Raw genomic sequence first — 24,285 nt, 5'->3', positions numbered from 1 at the left:
GTAACCACGAACATGAAATGGAGAATAGCCATGTTTGGAAAATTGATACTTTCGATTATATCCCTGACCCTTTTGGTTCCGGGTCTTGCTTTTGCCCAGGAGACACGTACCACCAGCCCTGATACTCCGAATGCGACCGCCCAACAGATGGGCGGGCCCAATGATGCAGGCGGGCATGCCAGTTCGCATGAAGCTGGCGACGATTCTGAAAAACCGGGAAAAGACCAGGACGGTAACAGCTCAACAAGCCTGAGGTTTGATGAGCTGGATGCTAATAAGGATGGCAAGCTGGAGGCGAAAGAACTGAATAAGTATCGGAAAGCATCCCAGGCAGGGGAGAGCGAAAACCCAAAGAAGCAAGGTGAGCGATTGATTGAGCTTTACGATCATGACGGCGATGGCACTATCTCTCGCAAGGAACTGAACGGAGGCATGATTGAATCCGAACGGAACTAAGCTTTATCGCAATCCTGCGGACCCTCTGTTTCCCATTAGCGATTGACTTAATTTTATACACCCGGTTTTCCAGAGACCGGGTGTAGTGACGCGGAGTTGGAGGAAATCATGATCAAACGGACGCTCTTGATATTAGGGCTTGCGAGCTTAATGAGCGTGCCTGCCTGGGCGGTAACCGCCAAAGCAAACCAGATTGAGGCAAAGGTACACCGGGTTACCACGGACGGCATCGGTGAACCGATCGGAACCATTCAGATCCGGAGCAATGAACATGGTGTTCTTTTCGAGCCCGATCTGAGCGGGCTGGAGCCGGGTCGCCACGGTTTTCATTTACATGAAAATGGCTCCTGCGAGCTCGCTGAAAAAAAGGGTGAAAAAATTCCGGCCGGGGCAGCAGGCGGCCATTATAACCCTGGCTCGGGGGAGCACCGAGGCCCATTTGAAGAGGGGCATAAAGGCGATCTTCCAGCTTTGTATGTTAATGACGACGGTAAAGCGACCGTGCCTGTGCTTGCCCCAGCGTTAAAGTTCGCGGATCTGCTTGATCGCTCCTTGGTTATCCACTCAGGTGGAGATAACTATGACAACTCCCCGGATCCACTGGGAGGTGGCGGCGATCGGGTAGCCTGCGTGGTGGTAACGGGTGAATAGAGAATGTTCCACTAGGAGACTGTTATGAAGTTCATTCTTTGCAGCGTTGCATTGGCCGGTTTTTGCTTGTCAGTAGAAGTTCATTCTGGCGAAAAAACCGAATCAGCCATAGGTGACGCAGGAAACAGATCTAAAACCGTAACCATGAAACACGCAACGGCCAGCGGGCCCTCTGAGGTTAGCGGTACCATACGTATTGTTGAGAACGACAAAGGCATTGTTCTCACTCCAAATTTAAAGGGCCTCAGCCCTGGTTTGCATGGATTTCACTTGCACGAAAACGGTAATTGCGGACCAACCGAGGAAGAAGCAGAAATTGGGACGTCTCTGGATGCGGTAGCGGGCGGCAAAGCCGGTGAACACTACGACCCGGGACTGACAGAGACACATTCAGGCCCATATGGCGACGGGCATCTTGGAGATCTGCCAAACCTCTACTTTAACGACAAGGAGCTTGCTACTCATCCGGTTTACGCCCCTCGTCTAACGCTGAGAGATCTTCCGAACCGAGCTCTGGTTATTCATGCGAATCCTGATAATTATTCTGATGACCCCAAGAACGGAGGGAGTGGCCGCATTGTCGCGTGTGGAGTTGTGGACTGATGCGCGGCGCCTCTCAAAGGCAACAGGCCTTGAACTTCTTGCCGCTACCACATGGGCATGGGTCATTTCGCCCCGGCTTTAAAACGCCTTCTTGGGGCTCGCCGCTCAAGTAATACCAGCGACCTTTTTCCCGCACAAACTGTGAGTGTTCTTCCAGGTAACCCCAGCCAGGATTCAGCCGGTAGATCGCCTGGAAGTGAACATCACCGCTGTCTCCATTTTTCTCGCTTTTCAGGATATGCAGCGACGCCCAGTCCGGAGAATTATCCAGAACAAGCTCTGCAGGTCGTGTGCTGGGGTGCCAGCTGGCGCGCAGATAATCTTCAAGCTTCAGCACAAACGCCGTAAAGCGCGAGCGCATCAATGCCTCGGGCGTGTCGGCGATGGCCCCTTGGTGATAGCGCTGGCAGCAGTCTGCATAGCTGCTCTGGCTGCCGCAGGGGCAGTATGGGATAGTAGATTTCTCAGACATTGACGTGTGGCGTTTGCTTCAGGGGTTGAAGCCTGCAGTATAACAACCGCTTTCAAACACAAAAGGATTGATTCAAACCATGTCCACACCACCCAGCACAGTTTCTGTTGTCACCCGGCTAACCGGTTTGCTATGCCTACTGCTCGTATTAAGCGGTTGCAGTTCTATGTATTACAGCACCATGGAAAAATTGGGTATCGAAAAGCGCGATATTCTGGTGGATCGGGTGGGTGAAGCCCGTGATGCTCAGGACGATGCCCGTGAAACATTCCGGTCATCGCTAGAGCGGTTTCAGAGTGTGGTGGATACTCCGGAAACCGGGTTGCAGGAAAAATACGACCTGATCAGCAAGGCATATGACGACAGTCTTGAATCGGCGGATGCGGTTCGGGATCGTATTGAGGCCGTTGAGGACGTATCCGGTGCCTTGTTTGATGAATGGGAAGACGAACTGGATCTCTACGAAAGTGCGTCATTGCGGAAGACCAGCAAACTCAGGCTTGATGAAACCCGAGAGCTATACGCCAGTCTGATAGCGCGTATGCACCAGGTTGAGAAGCGTATGGATCCAGTCCTGGAAGCATTTGAAGATCAGGTTCTGTTTCTGAAACACAATCTCAATGCTCAGGCGATCGGTTCTCTGCAAGACGAGCTAGGGCAGATTCGCCAGGATGTGGACAGCCTGATAAATGAGATGGAAGCTTCCATTGCAGAATCCGAGGCATTTATACAGCAGTTCCGTGAGGGGTCTGTTTAACCGAAGAAATGGTCAAGCTTTCGGTTGGTTTAAAACCTGAAGCTGTCTTTTCTCAAATGACATAAATTCTTATTTGCGCATTAAATAGATAATCATTATCATTCACACCTTTATAACGTCGGTCTATAAGGGAAGGATGATATGTTGTTTAACCGGATTGCTATTGGCGCGGCTTGTAGTGCCCTTGTTTTTAACTCGTCGGTACAGGCCCAACCCGCGGAGCTTGGGGAGCTGGTCGTAACAGCCTCGGGTTTTGAGCAGAGCCAGACAGCCGCGCCTGCCAGTATTACGGTTATTACCGGCGAAGAGATCCGCAATAAACAAGCGTTCAGTCTGACGGAAATACTGGATGATGTAGAAGGTGTAGATGTCGGAGGTTCTGCGGGCAAAACCGGCGGCTTTGATATACGCATGCGCGGTATGCCTGCTGAATACACATTGATTCTTATTGACGGTCGCCGGCAGAACACCGCTGGCAGCGTAACCCCCAATGGTTTCGGTGAGACTGCCACCAGTTTCATGCCACCGCCATCTGCTATTGAACGCATTGAAGTTGTACGCGGCCCCATGTCGACCCTTTACGGATCCGATGCCATGGGTGGTGTTATTAACATTATCACCCGCAAAGTCAGCCCTGAATGGGCATCTTCACTCACCGCAGAAACCACTCTCAATCAGGATAGTGATTTTGGTGACAGTCGGGCCTATAGCGCCTATACCAGCGGCCCCCTGGTGGATAACCTGATCGGCCTGCAGCTACGTGGACGCTGGTTTGAACGGGATGAATCCGAACTGGAATTTCTCGACCTGAATGGCGATCCGATCGAAGTGAGCACCCGCGGTCCCAGCCCGGTGGAGTCTGAACAGTACACGGTTGGTGGGCGCGTTACCGTCACGCCTAGTGAGTCAAACGATTTATGGCTGGATATTGAAAGCAGCAGGCAGGACTACGATAACTCTGAGGGTCAATTGGGTACTTTGGGGGTGCGTGGTTACGGGCCGGAGCAGGAATTTGATCGTGACCAGTTCGCTGTTGGCCACACTGGCCGGTTTTCAATTGGTAACCTCGAAACCAGTATCATGAGGAACGTTACCGAAACCACTGGCCGGGTTATTCCTGAAGGTGTTCCCGGGAAAACGCCAGGATCTGACCGGGAGTTGAAAACTGAGAACCGTGTTATCGACAGTAAACTGGTTATGCCCCTCGCCAATCATGTGGTCACTGTAGGTGGTCAGTGGTTTGATGCGCGTATGATCGATGGCGTTGCCGTTGAAGAATTCAAGCAAAAAACCCAGGCACTGTTTGTTGAAGACGAGTGGTTCCTGGCCGACGACCTGGCGCTTACTCTTGGCGGGCGATATGACCACCACGACGCCTTCGGTGGGCAGTTCAGCCCGCGGGCCTATCTGGTTTGGAGTACCACGCCGGAGCTGACCATCAAGGGTGGCGTAAGCCGCGGCTATAAAACACCTGGGCTTGAGCAACTCGCATCTGGCGTTATTGGTTTCACCGGGCAGGGCACGATTCCCTTGTTTGGTAATCCGGATCTGGAACCTGAGAAATCAACCTCTACCGAACTGGCAGTGATCTACGAAAAGCCGGCTGGCTATAGCGTAGGCGCAACGGTCTTTTACAACGAATTCACCGACAAGATAGCTGAAGGGCCAGACCTGTTGAACTGCAGTTATGCACAGGACCCTAATCGCCCGGGTTGTGTTGACCGGGGCGACTGGCCCTTGGCAGATGTATTTGGCCAGGATGTGAATATTGATGAAGCTGTCACCCAAGGGGTGGAGTTGCATGGTTCCGTACCTTTCGCTCAGGACTGGCGCCTGGCGGCGAACTACACCTATACCGACAGCGAGCAGAAAACCGGGCCTAACAAAGGTGAGCCTCTCACTGATACGCCCGAACACATGGCCAACGTTTCACTGCGCTGGGTTCCTTCTGCACGTTGGTCAGCCTTTGTAAAAGCGCAATATGAAAGCGAGCGCTATCGTGCGCGGGAACGTAGTCGCGGCGCGCCTTCCTATGCGGACCTTGGTGATTTCAAGGCAGTCACTCTGGTTAGCCTTGGTGGCCAGTACCAGGTTTCAGAGAACCTGGGGTTCAGTGCCACTATCTACAATCTGATGGATGAAGACTTCATTGAATACCGTTCGTACGACAATGGCGCAGAGTATGGAAACCTGTACGCAAACTCGGAAGAAGGTCGACGTTTATGGCTTGCAGCGACCTATTCTTTTTAACCCTGCTTTGCGTGTGACAGGATATATTTGACTGTCGTCAATTTTGCTACCGGTAATTGCGCCGGTAGCTCTTTGTTCATTTAAAAACATGAACGTTCTGTTAGCTTTATATCAGAGCGTCATTTTAAATGAACAGGGAGACGAAAAATGAAACGGCAAGCATTGAATTTGGCTGTCGCTGTTAGCTTGGGTTTGTCCGCAGGGGCGGTAATGGCTACGGATTTGCAGGACAGAGCCGGAACCATGTTTTCGGCGGTTCCGCAATATCCACCCGTCATTGATGGAAACGAGCTCACAGAAGCCAAACTGGATCTTGGCAAGATGTTGTTTTTTGAGCCGCGTTTGTCATCAAGCCATCTGATCAGCTGTAACACCTGCCACAACGTAGGTATGGGCGGGCATGACTACCTTCCCGTCTCAATTGGTCACGGCTGGCAAAAAGGGCCGCGCAACTCGCCAACGGTTTTCAATGCGGTGTTTAACGCCGCTCAGTTCTGGGATGGCCGGGCTGCTGACCTGGCTGAACAGGCTAAGGGACCCGTTCAGGCGGGCGTTGAAATGAGCAGCACTCCTGAGCGTGTGGTTGAGACTCTGAAGAGTATGCCGCTTTATGTTGAAAAGTTTGGCAAAGCATTCCCGGGCCAGGAAGACCCTGTGACTTTCGACAACATGGCCGTTGCGATTGAAGCGTTTGAAGCAACATTGATTACACCGGATGCCGATTTTGACAGGTTCCTGCGTGGTGATGCTGCGGCTCTGAACGAGCAGGAAAAAGAAGGCCTGGCGTTGTTCATGGACAAAGGCTGTGTAGCCTGCCATTCCGGCACCAACCTGGGTGGTCAAGGTTACTACCCGTTTGGTCTGGTGATGAAGCCTGGCGCCGAGGTTCTGCCGGTGGGCGACAAGGGTCGTTTCGAGGTGACTTCTACCGCCTCCGATGAGTACGTATTCCGGGCTGCGCCTTTGCGTAACATTGAGCTGACTGCCCCTTATTTCCACTCTGGTGTAGTCTGGAGTCTGGAAGAAGCTGTAGCGGTTATGAGTACATCACAGCTGGGTGCTGATCTGAAAGATGACGAAGTGAAGTCAATTACCGCGTTTCTGAAAACGCTGACAGGCAAAATTCCGGAAATCCGGTACCCGGAATTACCACCCAGCACTGACGATACCCCAAGGCCGGTATCGATGGTTCTGCCTGAATAATACGCACAGGCCGTATATAAAGGTAATTTCAAACCTGTAGTTTGAATATCCCGGGTAGATATTACCCGGGATATGATGACTCAAATATCGTGTTTGCTCATCCTTTCAAGTTTCTGAACTCAAGCAACACCCTTCTCAGGGTAAGTCTTCATTTACCTCCCTCCGCTAAGCGGCACAAAAATTTGGCCTGATTTATGCTGGCTTAAAGTTCTCTATTCGGGTTGTCTTATCAAGGAGACCTTTCCATGCGTTTAATATCGTTGTCTGTTCTGGCATTGCTGCTGCCTCTCGGTGCATCACAGGCTGGTGCGGCGGAAACACTGTATATGTATACCGAAAATTTTCCGCCCTATAACATGAGTATTAACGGGCGCGCGTTTGAACATAGTGCTGACAAGATTGATGGTATTTGCATGGAAAGAGTGCAGGCTGCACTGAATCAGTCAGGGTATGACTACCGAATAAAGCTGCGCAACTGGAACTACGGTTATAACCGAGCTCTGAGTAAAGCCAATCACGGTATATTCTGTACCACCTATACAGAAGATAGGGCCCCCATGTTCAAGTGGGTGGGGCCGCTGGCACAGAACCTGTGGACTATTTTTGCGCCGGCGGGGAGTACCTTCAAAATGAACCGACTGGAAGATGCCAAGGGCAAAACCATAGGAGGTTATCGCAACGATGTCAGAAGCGAATACCTCTTGAAGCGCGGTTACAAGGTGTCCGTGATCGATAGTGATGACCTCAACCCGAAGCGTTTGGCCCTGGGCCAGATTGATCTGTGGATTGCAGAGCGGCTTGGAGGACCATACATGGCTTCCCAGCAGGAGATTGAAGGACTGGTACCTGTGTATTCGTTCAACGACGTTGATCTGTACTTGGCGATGAGTCCGGATACCCCCGACCAGGTTGTTGAAGATCTGAATAATGCCCTGGAAACGATCAGGGAAAACGGTACTTATGATGCGATTGGGACCAAGTACGGTCTTTGATCATCCGCGCCATCTTTAGATAATTCCAATGACCGGCTGGGCTTACCTGGCCGGTAAACTCTATGTTCGCCCCTACCCCCTACCCAGCCTTACGAAAACAAACAGTTTTTTTGTAATACAAAGGCATGCAATTCGGTAAGCTCCCGTCGCTTAAAATCCTAAATTCGTTCGATATTTTGATAGAACGATGAACGTTTATCCGTGATAAAGGAGACTATCTGTGTTCAAGCTTGGTCGTTTGCTAGGGCTTATGGTTGCGCTTTCGTTTGGGGGGATCGCATCTGTATCCGCCTCTGAAAAGTTGTATTTCTATACCGAGAACTTCCCACCCTACAACATGAGCGCGTCTGGTCGAGCGTTTGAGCATCAAGGGGAAGATATTGATGGCATTTGCACTGAAATGGTAAAAGCCATTCTGCAAGCGACGGACCTGGATTATGTGATCAAATTGCGTAACTGGGACTATGGCTATAGTCGAGCCTTGAATAAGGCCAATCACGGTGTTTTTTGCACGACTTATACCGAAGCTCGTGCACCAAACTTTAAATGGGTTGGGCCTTTAACCAAGAACCTGTGGACCATTTTTGCTGCCAGTGGATCCAACCTGAACATTGAAAAGTTGGAAGATATGAAAGGCATGACGTTTGGAGGTTACCGTAACGATGTCATGACCGAGTATTTGCTTGAGCGTGGCTATAAGGTATCCGCTATCGAAAGTGACGACCTGAACCCCAAACGTCTCGAGCTTGGCCAGGTTGATGTGTGGATTGCTGACCGTCTGGCAGGGCCTTATTTCGCTTCTCAGCAGGACGTAGAAGGGCTGGAGCCGGTTTATTCGTTCAACGATACTGAGCTTTATCTTGCGATGAATCCTGATACTTCTGAAGACATCATACAGAAACTCAACGAAGGTCTTCAGAAGATCAAGAGCAGCGGAATGTATGAAGCTATAGAGACAAAATACGGTCTCTAAATTCCAGAGAATTACCAAAACTATCCCGGGGAGTTCCCGGGATAGTTCCGCAATTAGATGAAAATCATAGCGTCTGCTCTCAGCTGCATCAGGTTTTTGCTGGGGCTCAGCATACTGCTGGCGTGAGCCTGAGCTCTTGGCAACAGGCGCTCGTAATAAAATTCCGCAGTGGCCAGCTTGGCTTCATAGAACTCCTCGGATTCATCGCCGCCTTTGTCCAGACGATCTGCCGCGACCGCCGCTTGCCTTGCCCAGATATATGCCATGGTCACGTAGCCGCTGTACATCAGGAAATCGTAAGACGCAGAGCTGACAATATCGCGATCCTTGCGGGCTGCAAGCATGATTCGCACCGTAAGCAGGTTCCATTGTGCTGTGAGCTTGAGCAGATCCAGGGCAAGCGGGCGCAAACGGCTGTCTGTCAGTTTTTTGCGGGCAAAGTTGGCGATTCGGGCGGTGAAGTCACGAACAGCTCCACCTTTGGTACTCAAAAGAACCTTACGGCCAAGTAAATCCAGCGCCTGAATACCGGTGGTGCCTTCATAAAGTGTGGCAATTCGGGTATCGCGCGCGATCTGTTCCATGCCGTGTTCGCGGATATAACCGTGGCCACCAAAGACCTGCATTCCAAGGTTGGCAGCTTCATTCCCCAACTCAGTGAGGAAGCCTTTCAGAATTGGTGTCAGGAAACCCAGCTTGTCATTGTATCTGGCTGCTTTTTTTGCATCTCCGGCGGCGTGGCCTTCAACCATATGGTCAGCCAGACGGGCGGCGTCATAGAGCATGGCTCGGCCACCTTCCGCGATGGCTTTCTGGGTCAGCAGCATGCGGCGTACATCGGCGTGGTGAAGCAGGCTATCCGCCACCTGCTCAGGTTCCTTCTTGCCGGAGAGGGCGCGCATGGAACGGCGCTCCCTGGCGTATTCCAGGGCCCATTGGTAGGAAAGCTCCGCGGGCCCGACCCCCTGAATGGCGGTACCGATACGCGCTGTGTTCATAAAGGTGAACATGCATTCCAGGCCTTCATTTTCAGGACCGATCAGGAAGCCGACTGCTTCGTCAAAGTTCAAAACGCAGGTCGCGGAAGCCTTGATCCCCATTTTCTTTTCCAGGCTGCCACACACCACCGTGTTGCGCTTCCCTGAATCGCCGTCTGCACCTGGCAGGAACTTTGGTACGATGAACAGACTTATGCCCCGGGTGCCTTTGGGCGCATCCGGCAGGCGCGCCAGAACAATATGGACAATATTCTCGGTAAGATCGTGGTCACCGGAGGATATAAAGATTTTGGTGCCGGTCACCTTATAGCTGCCATCAGCCTGGGGTTCGGCTCTGGTTTTTATTTGCCCCAGGTCGGTGCCGCATTGGGGTTCGGTCAGGCACATGGTGCCGGCCCAGCGGCCTTCTGTCATGGGTAGCAGATAGGTGTCTTTCTGATCGTCGGAACCGTGGAGGTAGATGGTATTCATTGCACCCATGGACAAGCCTGGGTACATGGAAAACGACCAGTTTGCCGTGCCCATCATTTCCTGTTTCAGAAGTCCCATGGAAGTGGGCAGACCTTGTCCACCATATTCTTCCGGTGCTGAAAGGCCCTGCCAGCCACCTATCACGTACTGGTTGTAAGCTTCTTTGTAGCCCTTCGGGGTGGTTACCACACCGTCTGTCAATGAGCAGCCTTCCTCATCGCCAGACTGGTAGAGTGGGCTTAGCTGCTCTTCGCAGAAGCGGCCGCATTCGGTAAGAATGGCGTCAACGATATCCGGCGTTGCGTTTTCACCGCTGGCCAGCGAGGCATAATGCTTCGGGTAATCAAACACATCGTTGAGCAAAAATTTCATGTCCCGCAGGGGTGCCTTGTATGCCGGCATAGGTGTTCCTCTGTACCTGCCTGGAAATCTGTTTCCGGGCATTGTCTATCGTAAAGTTGCCTGGAGTTTTACGGCATTTCACGTCCGGTTCCATTGACGAAAAGCGCTAAAGGCCCTGTCAGTAAAGACAGTCTTCGGGATACACCGGAGGTGGGCGTTGATCGAAGATCACGTTTCTGGCGTATTGAAGTCGTCAGATTTTTTTGTGAACAGTGGTCGCCCGCCTCTTTCGAGAAGGGCTGTGGAGAAGCCGATGAACAGTGTAAAAAATATGCAAAACCTGCGCTCTATGATTTCCAAAGCCAACCGGCGCTCTATACTCTTGCTGATAGCAACCTTTGCTTTGTTGGGTGGCTGTTCGTCGCCAGCCCTGACAGACTACGCAGAGCGCGGCCCCAAGCTGGTTCCGGAGCAGTTCTTTAACGGTGAACTTTCCGCCCGCGGTGTGGTCAAGGATATTTCCGGGAAAGTAATCCGTACCTTTGATGCGGATATTACTGCGTCCTGGGACAGCGCGGGTGTGGGCACTCTGGACGAGGTATTCCGTTTTGATGATGGCGAAGTGCAGACCCGCGTCTGGACACTGACGCCATCGGAATCCGCTGACAGTTATCATGCCGGTGCTGGCGATGTGGTTGAACCGGGAACCATGCGCTGGAGTGGTAATGCTATTCATATGAATTATGTGCTCCAGGTGGCTTATGGTGACGGAACCCTGGATGTACGGATGGATGATTGGATGTATCTGGTGACACCTGACACCCTGATCAATCAGACCACCATGAGTAAATGGGGGGTTGATGTCGGTGAAATTGTTCTGGTGATTCAGAAAAACTAACGCCGGCGCTAGCTGGTTTGTCTGTTGGAAAATTCTATGTGGAAACAATGGCTGATCGGTGTCGTACTGGTCATATTCGCAGTTGGCGGCGCTGTGGCTTATCGTACTCTCAGCGCTCCATCTCAGGTGGACTCATCTGACGAGCGGCCAGCCAGCGTGGTTAACACTGCGCTCCCCGTAACTGAAACGGTTCGCGATCAGGTTGGAGCAGTTGGGAGCCTGAAAGCCGCGAACGCCGTTGAACTGACCACAGAAACCAGCGGCCGCGTGGTGATGATAGAGCTGCGTTCTGGCCGTCACGTAAAGCAGGGTGACTTACTGCTGCAACTTGATGACCGGCAGGCGAGAGCAGATCTGGGCGTTGTTGAAGCACAGTTGGCCGATGCCCGGCGAAAGTATGAACGGGCCCGTAGTCTGAGGGACAAGAACAGTATCTCCCAGTCGCTTGTTGATGAACTTCGAACCGCTGTTGAAGTGTCTGAGGCGCAGCGAACTGCTGCGCAGGTCCGGCTTGAAAACCATCGTATCAAGGCGCCTTTCTCTGGGGTGATTGGCCTCAGTGACATTGATATCGGTGCCTATATTACCGCAGGAACCACCGTAACAACGCTGGATGTGGTTTCCCGCATGGAACTGAACTTCTCCATTCCGGAGCGGTTTCTTGGCGAGATCAGTCCGGGCCAGAGGGTGCAGGGAAAATCTCCTGCCTATCCCGAACAGGTTTTTGGTGGCGAACTGGTGGAGCTGGGCTCGCGCATTGATCAGCTCAGTCGCTCATTACCCGTTCGTGCACTGATTGATAACGCCGAGGGCAGGTTACGTCCTGGGCAGTTCATGTCAGTCAGCCTGACATTACGTGAACGACAAGCGTTGGTGATTCCAGAGCAGGCTGTCATGCTGCGCGGTGCTGAACAGTACGTTTTTGTGGCAGAAGATGGTGTGGCCCGGAGAGTGTCTGTCACTCTGGGAACGCGTATGCCCGGTCACGTAGAAGTTACGCAAGGCCTGACCAAAGATGACCCTGTCGTGGTGACCGGTCAGGACCGGCTCAGCAGTGGCGATCCAATCCGGGTGATTGATGATGAGAACGCCATTCCGGATAATCGCTTTGCCCAGTCAGTGGGTTCCTGACTGTGATCCTTTCAGATATCTCCATAAAGCGCCCCGTTTTCGCAACGGTACTCAGCCTGCTGATTGTTGTGTTTGGCCTGGCGGCTCTGATGGGGCTGCCGGTGCGGGAATACCCTGATATTGATCCACCTGTGGTGTCGATTTCTACCGATTACACAGGCGCCGCTGCGGAAGTGGTGGACACCCAGATCACCCAGGTGGTTGAGGGTGCTATCAGCGGAATCGAAGGTATCCGTTCTATTGAGTCGTCGACCGAGCAGGGCGAATCACGAACCAGTATCGAGTTCTCCACGTCCCGGGATGTGGATATTGCAGCCAACGATGTTCGCGATGCTGTGTCCCGGGTTGCAAACCAGTTGCCTGATGAAGCGGATCCACCTGTTGTTCGCAAGGCGGACTCTGACGCCCGTCCAATGATGTGGGTGACGCTGCGCAGCGATGTATGGGACAGCGCTGAGCTTAGCGATTTCGCAGACCGTGTTCTTGCTGACCGCTTGTCTGTGCTGGATGGTGTCGCCGATGTACGTATTGGCGGTGAACGCCGTTATGCGATCCGGGTCTGGCTCGACAGGGAGAGACTGGCGGCGAGAAATATCACGGTGGCGGAGGTGGAAAGTGCTCTGCGCGCCAACAACGTGGAACTGCCTGCCGGCTCGGTGGATTCGTCCACCCGGACATTTACCATCCGGACCGAAGGTCGGTTATCCACAGTAGAACAGTTTCGCGAGCTGGTTATCCGCAGAAACGACAACGAATTGCTGCGCCTTGGAAGTGTTGCCAATGTGCAAATGGGTGTCGAATCGGACATCAGCCGTCTTCGGGCCAATGGCCAGACCGCCATTGGCATGGGGATAATCCGGCAGTCCAAAGCCAATACCGTTGCAGTATCCGACGCCGTTCAGGCAGAACTGGAAAAAATCCGGGAAACCCTGCCGCCGGAAGTCAGCATTGCTGAAAGCTACGACGAATCCATCTTTATACGTGCCTCGATCAAGGAAGTGATGACCACGCTTGCGATAGCCGTAAGCCTGGTAATCCTGGTGATCTTTCTCTTCCTTCGTTCCTGGCGAGCAACCCTGATTCCTGCGATAACCATTCCGGTTGCGGTAATTGGCGCATTTATCGGTCTGGGCTTTCTCGGTTTTTCTATCAACGTATTGACGTTATTGGCAGTGATTCTTGCCATCGGCCTGGTTGTGGACGACGCAATTGTCATGCTGGAAAACATCCAGCGCCGGATTGATGAAGGGGAACCACCTTTGCTGGCGGCATACCGTGGCGCTAAACAGGTCGCTTTCGCAGTAATAGCCACCACACTGACCCTGGTGGCCGTGTTCGTACCCATTTCGTTTATGGGTGGCAATATTGGTCGACTGTTTGCCGAATTCGGTTTCACGCTTGCGGCTGCCGTGGTGGTGTCCAGCCTGGTGGCGCTGACGCTGGCGCCCATGCTGTGTTCGAAATGGCTCAGGCACAGCCCGGAATCGGTTGAGGGGCACGGATTCTGGTCAGCCAGTGAAAAAGTTCTGAACGGTCTGACCCGTGGCTACGAACGGCTGTTGGGCTTTTCTCTCCGGCAGCCCGGGTTGTTGCTTGGCCTGGGGGTGGTTTCTCTGATCATTACCGCCGTCATTTACCCGAAACTGCCGCAGGAACTGGCACCGACAGAAGATCGCGGTGTGATCATCATGCCGGTCAGCGCTCCCCGGGGCTCAACGGTTGAGTTTACCGATCACTACGTACGTAAAGCAGAAGAGCAGCTTATACCTTACCTGGAATCCGGCGAAGCCAGCCGCCTGCTTTCAATCGTCGGTTTTCGTGAGGAAGAAGATAGCGCGTTCATGATCATGGGACTGGCACCCTGGGACGAGCGGGAGACCAAACAGCAGCAGATTACCAGTGAGCTCCGGGAAAAATTAAGCCAGGTTACCGGCACCCGAATTGTAGCGGTAAACCCGCCGGGATTGGGCCAGCGGGGATTTAACCAGCCTGTGGAGTTTGTTGTTGCCGGCCCGGATTATGAATCTGTGCAGGAATGGAGTGATGAAATTGTTGCCCGGGCAAAAGAGAACCCGAATCTGCTGAACCTGGAAACGGACTTTGAACTGACCCGACCGGAACTTCGCCTGACGATTGATCGTGAGCGCGCTGCCGATCTGGATATCACCGTTGCTGATGTGGGCCTCACCCTACAAACCATGCTGGCATCCCGGCAGGTGACCACGTATCTGGATCGCGGCCGTGAGTATGATGTCATAGTGCAGGCGGGTGATGCAGATAGAGCAACGCCGGATGATCTGGGGCAGATTTTTCTGCGACCGAGAGAAGGCGGCACACTAATACCGCTCCAGGCGCTGGTGTCGGTTGAAGAACTTGGTGCCAACCCGGATTTGCGGCGAATCGACCGACTGCCAGCGGTGGTTATCAGTGCCTCACTGGCGGATGGTTATGACCTGGGCTCGGCGCTGACCTACCTGAACAACCTGGCTATGGATAACCTGCCGCCGGAAGCGAGGCTAAGCTACAAGGGTTTGTCCCGGGAATTCGAGGAATCCTCAGCTGCAATCTACGTGACCTTCGCCCTGGCATTCGTGATTGTTTTTCTGGTTCTGGCAGCCCAGTTTGAAAGCTGGATTCACCCCTTGATCATCATGCTACCGGTACCTCTGGCTGTAACCGGCGCATTGCTGTCTCTCTGGTGGAGCGGCATCAGTCTTAACATATACAGCCAGATAGGCATCATCATGCTGCTGGGCCTGATGGCAAAGAACGGTATATTGATTGTTGAGTTTGCCAATCAGCTCAGGGATAAGGGATACGAAGTAAAGGATGCCATTCTGCAAGGCGCCAGTCTGCGATTCCGGCCGGTATTGATGACCACGATTTCCACAGTTTTCGGGGCCGTGCCGCTGGTCATCGCAACGGGAGCTGGCGCAGAAAGCCGTGCAGCTATCGGTATGGTGATCCTTGGTGGACTGATTTTCGCCACCACCCTGACGCTGTTTATTATTCCCGTGCTTTACAATCTCCTGGCACGATTTGCCAAATCGGCTAACAGCGTAGAGCTGGAGCTGGAACGCCAGGCAACAGGAACAGCCGGGGGGGCAGGGAGGGCCGCCGCGCCAAGCAAACGGGCCGACGATTTCTGATTGGCGCGCTTGGGTCAGATTGTGGCGGGGAAGTAGAGTTGCCCGTTAAACACTTCGTCCGGGTGCACATCCACACAGAAAACCTGTTGACCGGATTCCGTCGGCAGAGCTGTGGACAAAGTAACGGTGCGCCGGGCGTCAGGCAGAGCGACATAGGGTCGCGAGCTGTTGATATGTTGTGGCCGTTCCTGTGCGTTACGGAAATATTCCCGGTGGCCCCAGCTGGCACCTGCAGAACGGTATAGAGGGTTGAACCCACCAGGTGTGGTGTCCTGGCCGGCATGTGCGAGATTGCCTTGCTGGATGCCGTTGCTGTCGAGCAAAAAGCAGCGTTTGACACCGTCCATTTCCAGAAGGATTCTACAGGTTTCGTTGAACGGCTGGTTGCGCACGATCCGGTGACATGCGTCCATGATTTCGAAGTGCAGTAACCTCAGGTAACTCTCTTGATCCTTACTATCCTGTATCCACCATTCTCGTGAGTCAGTCACTACAGAGGCTAGCCTTGATTCCGATCGCTCCACGGTTTTTTTGGTGATGGCTCCGGGCCGGGCAAACAGAAACCCTTGCAGCAGATCCGCTTCGGTATCCAAAGCGATTCTGGCCTGAGCGCCATTTTCAATGCCTTCCAACAACACCAGACTGCCGCTTTCGCGGATCATCCGAACAAGGCTTTCCAGGAGCAGGCGGGCCCTATTATTGTGTTCCGCATTCACCAACAAACTGCGATCCAGTTTTACGATCAGAGGATTGATCCGCCACAGGCGTTCGAAGTTGGAGTCGCCCATACCGAAGTCATCAATGGCAATCTGGAAGCCAAGCCCTTTGGCTTTGTGAATAAACTCCATCAAGGCCCCCGGGTTATCCGAGGCCGTTTCAACCAGTTCCAGAACGACTTTTTCAGGACGTGTACCCATGCGCTCGCATTGCTGAGCGAGCCGTTCCAATGAAGCTTCCGGGTCAGTGCAGGTATGGGGGTTGATGTTCAGGAACAGCCATACCGGATTGTCGCCTGCGGAGAAACCGGACAGGTGCAAATTCAACAGGTAACGGTCAAGCTCCGGGATCTGATCGAGGTTCGCTGCCTGTTCAAAAAGGTCTATAGGAGAGACAGGATGTTTGTTTCGGCTTACCCGGACCAGAGCCTCGTAACCAACCAGTTTTTGATGGGTAGGGCTGAGTATCGGCTGGTACACCGATTTGAAATCATGGGTGTGGATAATTGCGGGTTCTGGCGCGTGCTTGCCGCTGGTATGGTTCATGCGGGCAAGTTGGACTACTTTGCTCATGATCAGGAATCTCTGATTCTGTTAGAGCCGTCCTGGCCAGGAAATAAAATGGTTGAACAGATTTTACTAGCGAACCTCATGCCAAACATTTGCAAATAGCTGATAATATTGGCATTAAACAGCCACTTTTGCGGGCACCATAAACGCCCGGCACAAATTCAGTGCATGTTCGGCAGGGGTTGCTGAAACAACGCACCAAAACAGGGTGACTCATGGCTATACACAGTCAGTTCCGTTTGCTGGGGCAGCGGCGCTTTTTGCCGTTCTATCTCACCCAGTTTTCCGGTGCGTTTAACGACAATCTCTATAAAAATGCTCTGCTGCTGCTGGTTACCTATCAGACCACGGGTTTGCTCGGGCTTTCAGTGAACACGGTGGTCAATTTGGCTGCTTTCCTGTTTATCCTGCCTTTTTTTCTGTTCTCCGGTATTGCCGGGCAGATGGCCGACCGCTATGAGAAAGCTGCGATTATCCGCAAGGTGAAGCTGGCTGAGATAGGCATCATGACCCTTGCCGCACTGGCGCTCTGGTTTGGCTGGTATGAAGGGCTTCTTGTGCTGTTGTTCCTGATGGGTACCCAGTCGACGTTTTTCGGGCCGGTAAAATACGCCATTTTGCCCCAGGTACTTGGGGATGATGAGCTGGTGGGAGGCAATGGCCTGGTCAGCATGGGCACTTTTGTGGCCATTTTGCTCGGCACTATTGCGGCGGGTTTGCTGATGGGCCTGGAGGCTGCGGCAAAACTCACTGCCCTGGGCGTGTTGTTGATGTCTATTCTGGGCTATCTGGCTGCACGACAGATACCGGCAACCGGCACCGGTAGTAACGGGCAGTTGGTACGTTTGCGTCCGGTTCTGGAAACCTGGCGCCTGATGGGGGTAGCGGCTGAACGCAAGCCGGTGCTATGGGCAATTTTGGCCATATCCTGGTTCTGGTTTCTTGGCGCCGCCTACCTTACCCAGTTTCCCAACTTTGCCCACAGCAACCTTCAGGGTGATGAAACCGTGGTCACATTGTTGCTGTCCATGTTTATTGTGGGCATCTCTATCGGCTCGGTAATGTGTGAACGCCTGACCCGGCATCGCATCACCCTGGCGCCGGTGCCCTGGGGGGCTCTTGGCCTGAGCCTGTTGGGTGTGGATCTGTTTTTCGCAGTGCCGGCGAGCCTGGAGCCATCTACCTGGTGGACGTTGGTGACCGACCCGGCGTACATCCGGGTATTGCTCGATCTGGTGGGCATTGGGGTTTGCGGTGGTCTGTTTATTGTTCCCCTCTACGCTTTTATCCAGCATGAAACCCCGGAACACAAACGGGCGCGAATCATTGCAGCACTGAATGTGATTAATGCACTGTTCATGGTGGTGAGTGCGCTGGCGGGCATTCTTGTGCTCGGAGTTCTTGGTGTGGGTATTCCGGGGTTTTTCCTGCTGCTGTCTTTGGCCAACGGGTTCGTGTTGATTGCCGTATGGCGTCTAAGGGCAAGAACCGGCGCAGGATCTGTGGATAATTAGTTGAATAAGCTGCGTATAAGCTTTGGATTGATTTTTTAAAAATTAATTAAATCAATAATTTGATTCGCTCCAGGGCCTCCCCGATCAGACCCTGTTAATGTGGATAACTTTATTGATAGTTTTTATGAGAAGAGCCGGCCAAGCTAATGAAAAACCGGTAAATTCGGTTTTCAATACAGAGGAAGTCGGTACACAGAAGGAGAGGTGCAGGGTGGCAACACACCCTGCGGCTTTTATCTGAAGGCACTTCTGGTTAAAATTTGCACATCCAGACTGCATTTTCCCGGGTGAAACGTTATACTCGCCGCCCTGTTTTTATCCCCCGAATTCCGAGGTGAACTGTGGATTTTCCAACGCGTTTCGATGTCATTGTCATTGGTGGCGGCCATGCTGGTACCGAAGCTGCACTTGCGGCTGCGCGCATGGGCTCGCAAACCCTGCTGCTGACCCACAACATCGAGACCCTCGGCCAGATGTCCTGTAATCCGGCTATCGGGGGTATTGGTAAAAGCCACCTGGTAAAGGAAATTGACGCTCTTGGTGGCGCCATGGCGCAGGCGACCGATAAAGCCGGTATTCAGTTTCGCGTATTGAACAGTCGCAAAGGTCCGGCGGTGCGTGCCACCCGTGCACAGGCCGACCGGGTTCTTTACAAGGCGGCTATTCGCCATACGTTGGAAAACCAGCCCAACCTTACCCTGTTTCAGCAGGCCGCAGACGATCTGATTGTGGAAAACGACCAGGTTACAGGCGTTGTGTCCCAGACGGGTATCCGGTTCAATGCCAAAACTGTGGTACTGACCACCGGAACCTTCCTTGGTGGTGTTATCCATATTGGTATGCAACATCACGCGGGCGGCCGGGCCGGCGATGCGCCAGCCAACGCGCTGGCTCAGCGTTTGCGGGAGCTGCCATTTAACGTGGGTCGGCTAAAAACCGGTACACCGCCGCGCATTGATGCCCGCAGTGTCGACTTTTCCGTGATGCAGGAGCAGTGGGGTGATAGTCCCACGCCGGTGATGTCCTTTATCGGCAGCCGGGATCAGCATCCCGAACAAGTCTGCTGTTACGTTACCCGCACCACTGCTCAGACCCACGATATCATTCGCAGTGGCTTTGACCGTTCGCCCATGTTCGGCGGCAACATTGAAGGTGTGGGTCCGCGCTACTGTCCGTCAATAGAAGACAAGGTCAACCGCTTTTCCGACAAGGATTCGCACCAGATCTTTGTGGAACCTGAGGGCCTGACCACCCATGAGCTATACCCCAACGGCATTTCTACCAGCCTGCCGTTTGATATCCAGTTAGCGGCCGTCCGCACGATTCCGGGTTTTGAAAACGCCCATATTACGCGCCCTGGGTACGCCATCGAATACGATTACCTGAACCCGCAGGATCTGCGCCATACTCTGGAAACCAAGTTCATTCAGGGTCTTTATTTTGCTGGCCAGATCAACGGCACGACCGGTTATGAAGAAGCCGGAGCCCAGGGTCTGCTTGCGGGCATTAACGCCGCCCTGCGCTCACAGGAAAAGAGTGAATGGTATCCACGCCGGGATGAGGCTTATCTTGGTGTGCTGGTGGACGATCTGATCACCATGGGCACCAGCGAACCTTACCGCATGTTTACCAGCCGCGCCGAGTACCGCCTGATTCTGCGTGAAGACAACGCTGATCTACGATTGACCGAAACCGGCCGCAAACTTGGCCTGGTGGATGATGAGCGCTGGCAGAAATTTAATGACAAGTTCGAGGCTATAGGTGCTGAGCGTAAACGCCTGGAATCCACCCGTATTCATCCTGCAACCGAAGCGGGCGAGCGCGCCAATGGCTTTCTCAAGCAACCGATGACGCGTGATCATACCCTGGCAGAGCTACTGCGGCGCCCAGAGGTTGTGTACGGCCATATTGCCGAGATTGGTGCTGCCCAGGCGGATGATCCTGTTGTGGCGGAGCAGGTGGAAATCGAGATCAAATACGAAGGCTACATTTCACGCCAGACTGAAGAGATTGAGCGCCTGCGTCGGAACGAGAACACCGAGCTACCCATAGATCTGGATTACGATGTGATTGGCGGCCTGTCCAATGAGATAAAACAGAAGCTGAAAGAGGTGCGCCCCGAAACGGTGGCCCAGGCCTCGCGGATTCAAGGGGTTACGCCAGCTGCGATCTCGCAGGTTCTGGTGCATCTGAAAAAGCGCGAGCTTCTGCGCAAACAAAGCGCCTGAACATAGCCATGACTCAAGCACTCTGGCAACGCCAGCTCCGGGAAGGGCTGGAGGCGATGCAGGTTTCCCTAAGCGACGAGCAGCAACACCGGCTGCTCGCATTTCTGGCCCTGCTCAATAAGTGGAACAAGGCGTACAACCTTACGGCTGTGCGCAACGAAGGGGAGATGGTCTCCCGACAGTTGCTCGACAGCCTCAGCATTCTGCCTTGGGTAACTACAGAGCACTTGCTCGACGTGGGTGCCGGCGGAGGCTTGCCGGGTATTCCTCTGGCTATTGTTCTGCCAGAAATGCGCTTCACCCTGCTGGACAGCAATGGTAAGAAAACCCGCTTCCTGAATCAGTGTGTGCTGGAGCTGGGACTGAACAACGTGGACGTGATCCATGGCCGGGCCGAAGACTGCAAGCCGAAACAACCCTTCAGCCAGATAAGCAGTCGAGCGTTTACCGCGTTGGATAACCTGGTGGGTTGGTGTGGCGATCTGTTGGCAAACGGAGGCAGTTTCCTTGCCATGAAAGGTCAGTATCCGGATGATGAGGTAGCTGCCCTTCCTGCCGGCTGGCGGGTATCATCCAGTCATTCCCTTGAAGTTCCAGGCGCCGGCGGTGAGAGACACCTGCTGGTCGTGACCCGAGCAGAGCAGTAACTGTATTCAATAATAAGGAGGCAAGAGATGGCGCGCGTGATTGCAGTGACCAATCAGAAGGGTGGTGTTGGCAAAACCACCACTTGCGTCAACCTTGCCGCCTCATTGGCCGCCACCAAACGCCGCGTTCTGCTGGTGGACATGGATCCTCAGGGCAACGCCACCATGGGCAGTGGTGTGGAAAAAAGCGGGCTCGAACTATCAGGGTACGACCTGCTCACCAAACGTGCGAGCGCGGCCGAAGTAATTATCCATGCGGAAGCTTCCGGCTTCGACATCGTGCCCTCAAATGGCGACCTGACAGCTGCAGAAGTGGCGCTGATGAACGAAATCGGGCGTGAGCACCGGTTAAGGCTGGCCATCAACAGCGTCCGCGATAATTACGACTACGTTTTGATCGACTGCCCACCCTCACTTAGCCTGTTAACCGTGAATGCGCTTTCTGCCGCTGACTCGGTGCTTATCCCCATGCAGTGTGAGTATTACGCACTGGAAGGTCTGGCAGCATTGATGAATACCGTCGAGCAGATCAAGGAAACGGTCAATCCGGACCTGGAAATTGAAGGCATTCTCAGAACCATGTATGACCCCCGGAACAGTCTTACTCTGGATGTGTCCGGCCAGCTTACCGAGTATTTCGGGGCCAAGGTCTACCGTGCTGTAATTCCCCGCAACGTGCGCCTGGCCGAAGCACCCAGTTATGGGATGCCGGCCCTGAAATACGATAAGGCCTCCAAGGGGGCGATTGCATACCTGGCCCTGGCCGGAGAAATGGTGCGCCGCCACAGGGCAGAAAAGACATCCGCTGAGGTTGCGGTGTAACATGGCGGCCTGTCTCTCTGAAAAGATGCACAACGACTATCAACGGGAAGAATGACTGATACCATGGCGGCGAAGAAACGAGGATTGGGCGAGCGTGGGCTTGGAGCCTTGCTGGCCGGATCCAGGGTTAACCTGGATCAGGAACTGAAAGACCACGACGGTGAGTTGCGACAGGTTCCCATCGATCTGATCCAGCGTGGCCGCTATCAACCGCGCCGTGATATGGATCCGAATGCATTGCAGGAACTGGCGGACTCCATTCGGCAACAAGGTGTCATGCAACCGGTCGTCGTGCGCCCCATTGCTGAAGGTCGTTATGAGCTGATAGCCGGTGAGCGTCGCTGGCGTGCCACCCAGATGGCCGAGCTCGATAGCATCCCTGCCATCATCCGCGATGTTCCCGATGAAGCTGCCATAGCTATGGCGCTTATTGAGAACATTCAGCGAGAAAACCTGAACCCCATTGAAGAAGCCTTCGCCCTTCAGCGCCTGCAGGAAGAGTTCGGCCTGACTCAGGCCCAGGTGGCTGAATCTGTGGGTAAATCGCGCACGACGATTACTAATCTGTTGCGCCTGATTGGTCTGACTGAAGATGTGCGTCTCATGCTGGAGCATGGTGACCTTGAAATGGGGCACGGCCGGGCTATGCTGACACTTTCACCGGAACAACAGATGCAGGTGGCCAAGCAGGTTGTTGCCAAGTCGTTGTCGGTGCGCCAGACAGAAGCCCTTGTGCGTCGGTTTCAACAAGAAACAGCAACGGGAAAATCAGCCAAGCCGGAAACCAGAATCGACCCGAATGTTCGTGCATTGCAAGATGACCTGGCTGAACGCCTGGGCGCGAAAGTATCGATCGCCCAGGGGCCGCGGGGCAAAGGAAAACTGGTGATTGAGTACAGTTCATTGGATGAATTGGACGGTATTCTGGGCCATATCCGGTAAACGAAGAATAAAAAGAGCATCTTGTCCTAAAGGATAACAAACACCAGATGTCGTGACGGGAATGATTGTTAGCCACAAATTGTGTGATAAATGATGGTTTACAACCCTTTCCTGATTCCATCCAGGCCAGGTTTCGCTCGGGGGCCAGTTGAACAACAGGTGCTTAAAACATATAATTTCGCGCGGTTGTAATGATGGCGGGTGATATGAAATCTCGGCAACACCGAATCACCCAGGTTCCTTTGGCTCGTTGGTTAGCCATAGAGTTTTCAGGCCTGCTTGTTATCAGCCTGTTGTGGTCGTTGCACAGTCCATTGGCCGGTTATTCCGCATTCATCGGCGGTCTTATTTTTATAGTGCCAAATGCCTGGTTTGTGCATCAGGTCTATCGTTATCAGGGCGCCCGTCACGCGCGCCTTATGGTGGGAAATTTATTCCGGGCGGAATCCACCAAAATCGCCCTTACCGCTGTCTTTTTCGCGGCTGTTTTCACTTTAATGGAGCCGGTACATGTGCCGGCTCTGTTATTCACTTTTGCTGTGATGGTTGTAGCAGGCGGCGTATTGCGCTGGCTGATACGACCGCAAACACGGCGATGACTGGACGAGAGCAGAATGGCTGATACCCCAGTAGAGTATATAAAGCACCACCTTCAGAATCTGACATACGGCAAGCTGGATGCAGGTTATGAGCGGTTTGATGGCAGTGTCATGAGCGAGTCAGGCTGGACCTTCGCGCGTACCGCGCAAGAAGCGTCTGATATGGGCTTTATGGCTATCCACGTAGACACTTTGGGCTGGTCAATCGCCATGGGCGTGTTGTTCCTTGGCCTGTTTCGATTTGTCGCCACCCGCGTCACCACCGGCGTGCCGGGCGCGCTGCAGAACCTGGTAGAAGTGACCGTTGAGTTCATTGAAAATCTGGTAAAAGACGGCTTTCACGCCCGTAACCCCCTGATTGCACCTCTGGCGCTGACCATCTTCGTATGGATCCTGCTGATGAATGTGCTCAAGCTGATTCCGGTGGACTACATTCCATCCATAGCGCATGCCATGGGGCTTGAGTACTTCAAGATCGTACCTACAACAGATCCCAATGCCACCTTCGGCATGTCCATTGGTGTATTCCTGCTGATTATTTTCTACAGCCTGAAGGTCAAAGGCGTTACCGGCTTCGCCAAAGAACTGGGCATGCAGCCGTTTAACCACTGGGCGCTCATTCCGGTGAACCTGGTACTGGAGATTCTGGTACTGATTGTGAAGCCTATCAGCTTGGCATTGCGTCTGTTCGGCAACATGTATGCTGGTGAGGTTGTGTTTATCCTGATCGCGCTGTTGCCCTTGTGGGCGCAGTGGACACTGAACGTGCCCTGGGCCATTTTCCATATTCTGGTAATACCGCTGCAGGCCTTTATTTTCACAATGCTGACAATAGTTTATCTTGCGTCGGCACACGAAGAACACTGATTTACCCGTTAAAAAGCAAACCCTTAACTATCTG

20 protein-coding genes and 2 pseudogenes are annotated in these 24,285 nt (G+C 53.3%); 18 read left to right on the top strand and 4 right to left on the bottom strand.

What is annotated here, in order from left to right:
• The first annotated feature begins 30 nt into the window (after window positions 1-30).
• The 3 genes from Q4501_RS06355 to Q4501_RS06345 all read left to right on the top strand — a co-directional run bounded on the left by Q4501_RS06355 (window position 31) and on the right by Q4501_RS06345 (window position 1,710).
• Window positions 31-456 (top strand): EF-hand domain-containing protein, encoded by a 426-nt coding sequence (locus Q4501_RS06355; RefSeq protein WP_303595167.1) that lies wholly within the window; start codon window positions 31-33, stop codon window positions 454-456.
• 150 nt (window positions 457-606) lie between these two features.
• A complete protein-coding gene (gene sodC / locus Q4501_RS06350) occupies window positions 607-1,107 on the top strand; it encodes a superoxide dismutase [Cu-Zn] SodC (RefSeq protein ID WP_303595485.1) in 501 nt (166 codons plus the stop codon).
• A gap of 24 nt (window positions 1,108-1,131) precedes the next feature.
• The gene (locus Q4501_RS06345) at window positions 1,132-1,710 is read left to right on the top strand and encodes a superoxide dismutase family protein (RefSeq protein ID WP_303595165.1); all 579 of its coding nucleotides are present in this window, start codon (window positions 1,132-1,134) and stop codon (window positions 1,708-1,710) included.
• Between the two features lie 13 nt (window positions 1,711-1,723).
• Here Q4501_RS06345 and Q4501_RS06340 read toward each other — a convergent pair.
• A pseudogene (locus tag Q4501_RS06340) lies at window positions 1,724-1,789 on the bottom strand (SEC-C metal-binding domain-containing protein); the annotation flags it as partial.
• A gap of 33 nt (window positions 1,790-1,822) precedes the next feature.
• A pseudogene (locus tag Q4501_RS06335) lies at window positions 1,823-2,182 on the bottom strand (YchJ family protein); the annotation flags it as partial.
• A gap of 79 nt (window positions 2,183-2,261) precedes the next feature.
• On the opposite strand from Q4501_RS06335, the gene Q4501_RS06330 reads away from it, so the two are divergent.
• The 5 genes from Q4501_RS06330 to Q4501_RS06310 all read left to right on the top strand — a co-directional run bounded on the left by Q4501_RS06330 (window position 2,262) and on the right by Q4501_RS06310 (window position 8,357).
• A complete protein-coding gene (locus tag Q4501_RS06330) occupies window positions 2,262-2,939 on the top strand; it encodes a DUF2959 domain-containing protein (RefSeq protein WP_303595164.1) in 678 nt (225 codons plus the stop codon).
• A 141-nt stretch (window positions 2,940-3,080) separates the two neighbouring features.
• Window positions 3,081-5,189 carry a TonB-dependent receptor gene (locus Q4501_RS06325; RefSeq protein WP_303595162.1) on the top strand — a complete coding sequence of 703 codons (2,109 nt, stop codon included), beginning with the start codon at window positions 3,081-3,083 and terminating at the stop codon, window positions 5,187-5,189.
• A 210-nt stretch (window positions 5,190-5,399) separates the two neighbouring features.
• The gene (locus Q4501_RS06320) at window positions 5,400-6,392 is read left to right on the top strand and encodes a cytochrome-c peroxidase (RefSeq protein WP_303595483.1); all 993 of its coding nucleotides are present in this window, start codon (window positions 5,400-5,402) and stop codon (window positions 6,390-6,392) included.
• A gap of 245 nt (window positions 6,393-6,637) precedes the next feature.
• Entirely contained in the window at window positions 6,638-7,384 is a 747-nt protein-coding gene (locus Q4501_RS06315) for an ABC transporter substrate-binding protein (protein WP_303595161.1), read from the top strand.
• A 220-nt stretch (window positions 7,385-7,604) separates the two neighbouring features.
• Window positions 7,605-8,357 (top strand): ABC transporter substrate-binding protein, encoded by a 753-nt coding sequence (locus tag Q4501_RS06310; RefSeq protein ID WP_303595160.1) that lies wholly within the window; start codon window positions 7,605-7,607, stop codon window positions 8,355-8,357.
• Window positions 8,358-8,410: 53 nt separating this feature from the next.
• Here the strand turns inward: Q4501_RS06310 and Q4501_RS06305 are convergent, their stop codons facing one another.
• Window positions 8,411-10,228, bottom strand: coding sequence for an acyl-CoA dehydrogenase C-terminal domain-containing protein (locus Q4501_RS06305; RefSeq protein WP_303595159.1), 1,818 nt, complete (start codon window positions 10,226-10,228; stop codon window positions 8,411-8,413).
• Window positions 10,229-10,517: 289 nt separating this feature from the next.
• Between Q4501_RS06305 and Q4501_RS06300 the strand changes: the two genes are divergently transcribed.
• The 3 genes from Q4501_RS06300 to Q4501_RS06290 are packed head-to-tail and all read left to right on the top strand — an operon-like array spanning window position 10,518 to window position 15,346.
• On the top strand, window positions 10,518-11,066 hold the full coding sequence (locus Q4501_RS06300; RefSeq protein WP_303595481.1) for a DUF3833 domain-containing protein: 549 nt from the start codon (window positions 10,518-10,520) through the stop codon (window positions 11,064-11,066).
• Window positions 11,067-11,102: 36 nt separating this feature from the next.
• A complete protein-coding gene (locus Q4501_RS06295) occupies window positions 11,103-12,197 on the top strand; it encodes an efflux RND transporter periplasmic adaptor subunit (RefSeq protein ID WP_303595158.1) in 1,095 nt (364 codons plus the stop codon).
• 2 nt (window positions 12,198-12,199) lie between these two features.
• Window positions 12,200-15,346 (top strand): efflux RND transporter permease subunit, encoded by a 3,147-nt coding sequence (locus Q4501_RS06290; protein ID WP_303595157.1) that lies wholly within the window; start codon window positions 12,200-12,202, stop codon window positions 15,344-15,346.
• Between the two features lie 14 nt (window positions 15,347-15,360).
• Here Q4501_RS06290 and Q4501_RS06285 read toward each other — a convergent pair whose 3' ends face one another.
• Entirely contained in the window at window positions 15,361-16,635 is a 1,275-nt protein-coding gene (locus tag Q4501_RS06285) for an EAL domain-containing protein (RefSeq protein WP_303595155.1), read from the bottom strand.
• Window positions 16,636-16,847: 212 nt separating this feature from the next.
• Here Q4501_RS06285 and Q4501_RS06280 point away from each other — a divergent pair, with 212 nt between their 5' ends.
• From Q4501_RS06280 to atpB, 7 genes are all read left to right on the top strand, one after another.
• Entirely contained in the window at window positions 16,848-18,146 is a 1,299-nt protein-coding gene (locus Q4501_RS06280) for an MFS transporter (protein WP_303595153.1), read from the top strand.
• A 341-nt stretch (window positions 18,147-18,487) separates the two neighbouring features.
• On the top strand, window positions 18,488-20,374 hold the full coding sequence (gene mnmG, locus Q4501_RS06275; RefSeq protein WP_303595151.1) for a tRNA uridine-5-carboxymethylaminomethyl(34) synthesis enzyme MnmG: 1,887 nt from the start codon (window positions 18,488-18,490) through the stop codon (window positions 20,372-20,374).
• Window positions 20,375-20,382: 8 nt separating this feature from the next.
• Entirely contained in the window at window positions 20,383-21,021 is a 639-nt protein-coding gene (gene rsmG, locus Q4501_RS06270) for a 16S rRNA (guanine(527)-N(7))-methyltransferase RsmG (protein ID WP_303595149.1), read from the top strand.
• A 27-nt stretch (window positions 21,022-21,048) separates the two neighbouring features.
• On the top strand, window positions 21,049-21,843 hold the full coding sequence (locus Q4501_RS06265) for a ParA family protein (protein ID WP_303595147.1): 795 nt from the start codon (window positions 21,049-21,051) through the stop codon (window positions 21,841-21,843).
• A gap of 63 nt (window positions 21,844-21,906) precedes the next feature.
• The gene (locus Q4501_RS06260) at window positions 21,907-22,785 is read left to right on the top strand and encodes a ParB/RepB/Spo0J family partition protein (protein WP_303595479.1); all 879 of its coding nucleotides are present in this window, start codon (window positions 21,907-21,909) and stop codon (window positions 22,783-22,785) included.
• A 206-nt stretch (window positions 22,786-22,991) separates the two neighbouring features.
• Window positions 22,992-23,384, top strand: coding sequence for an ATP synthase subunit I (locus Q4501_RS06255; protein WP_303595146.1), 393 nt, complete (start codon window positions 22,992-22,994; stop codon window positions 23,382-23,384).
• Between the two features lie 15 nt (window positions 23,385-23,399).
• On the top strand, window positions 23,400-24,251 hold the full coding sequence (gene atpB, locus Q4501_RS06250) for a F0F1 ATP synthase subunit A (protein WP_303595145.1): 852 nt from the start codon (window positions 23,400-23,402) through the stop codon (window positions 24,249-24,251).
• Window positions 24,252-24,285: the final 34 nt, after the last annotated feature.

This window comes from Marinobacter sp. 2_MG-2023, from assembly GCF_030546935.1.
Classification (GTDB): domain Bacteria; phylum Pseudomonadota; class Gammaproteobacteria; order Pseudomonadales; family Oleiphilaceae; genus Marinobacter.
This window is presented reverse-complemented; position numbering and strand designations above follow the sequence as displayed.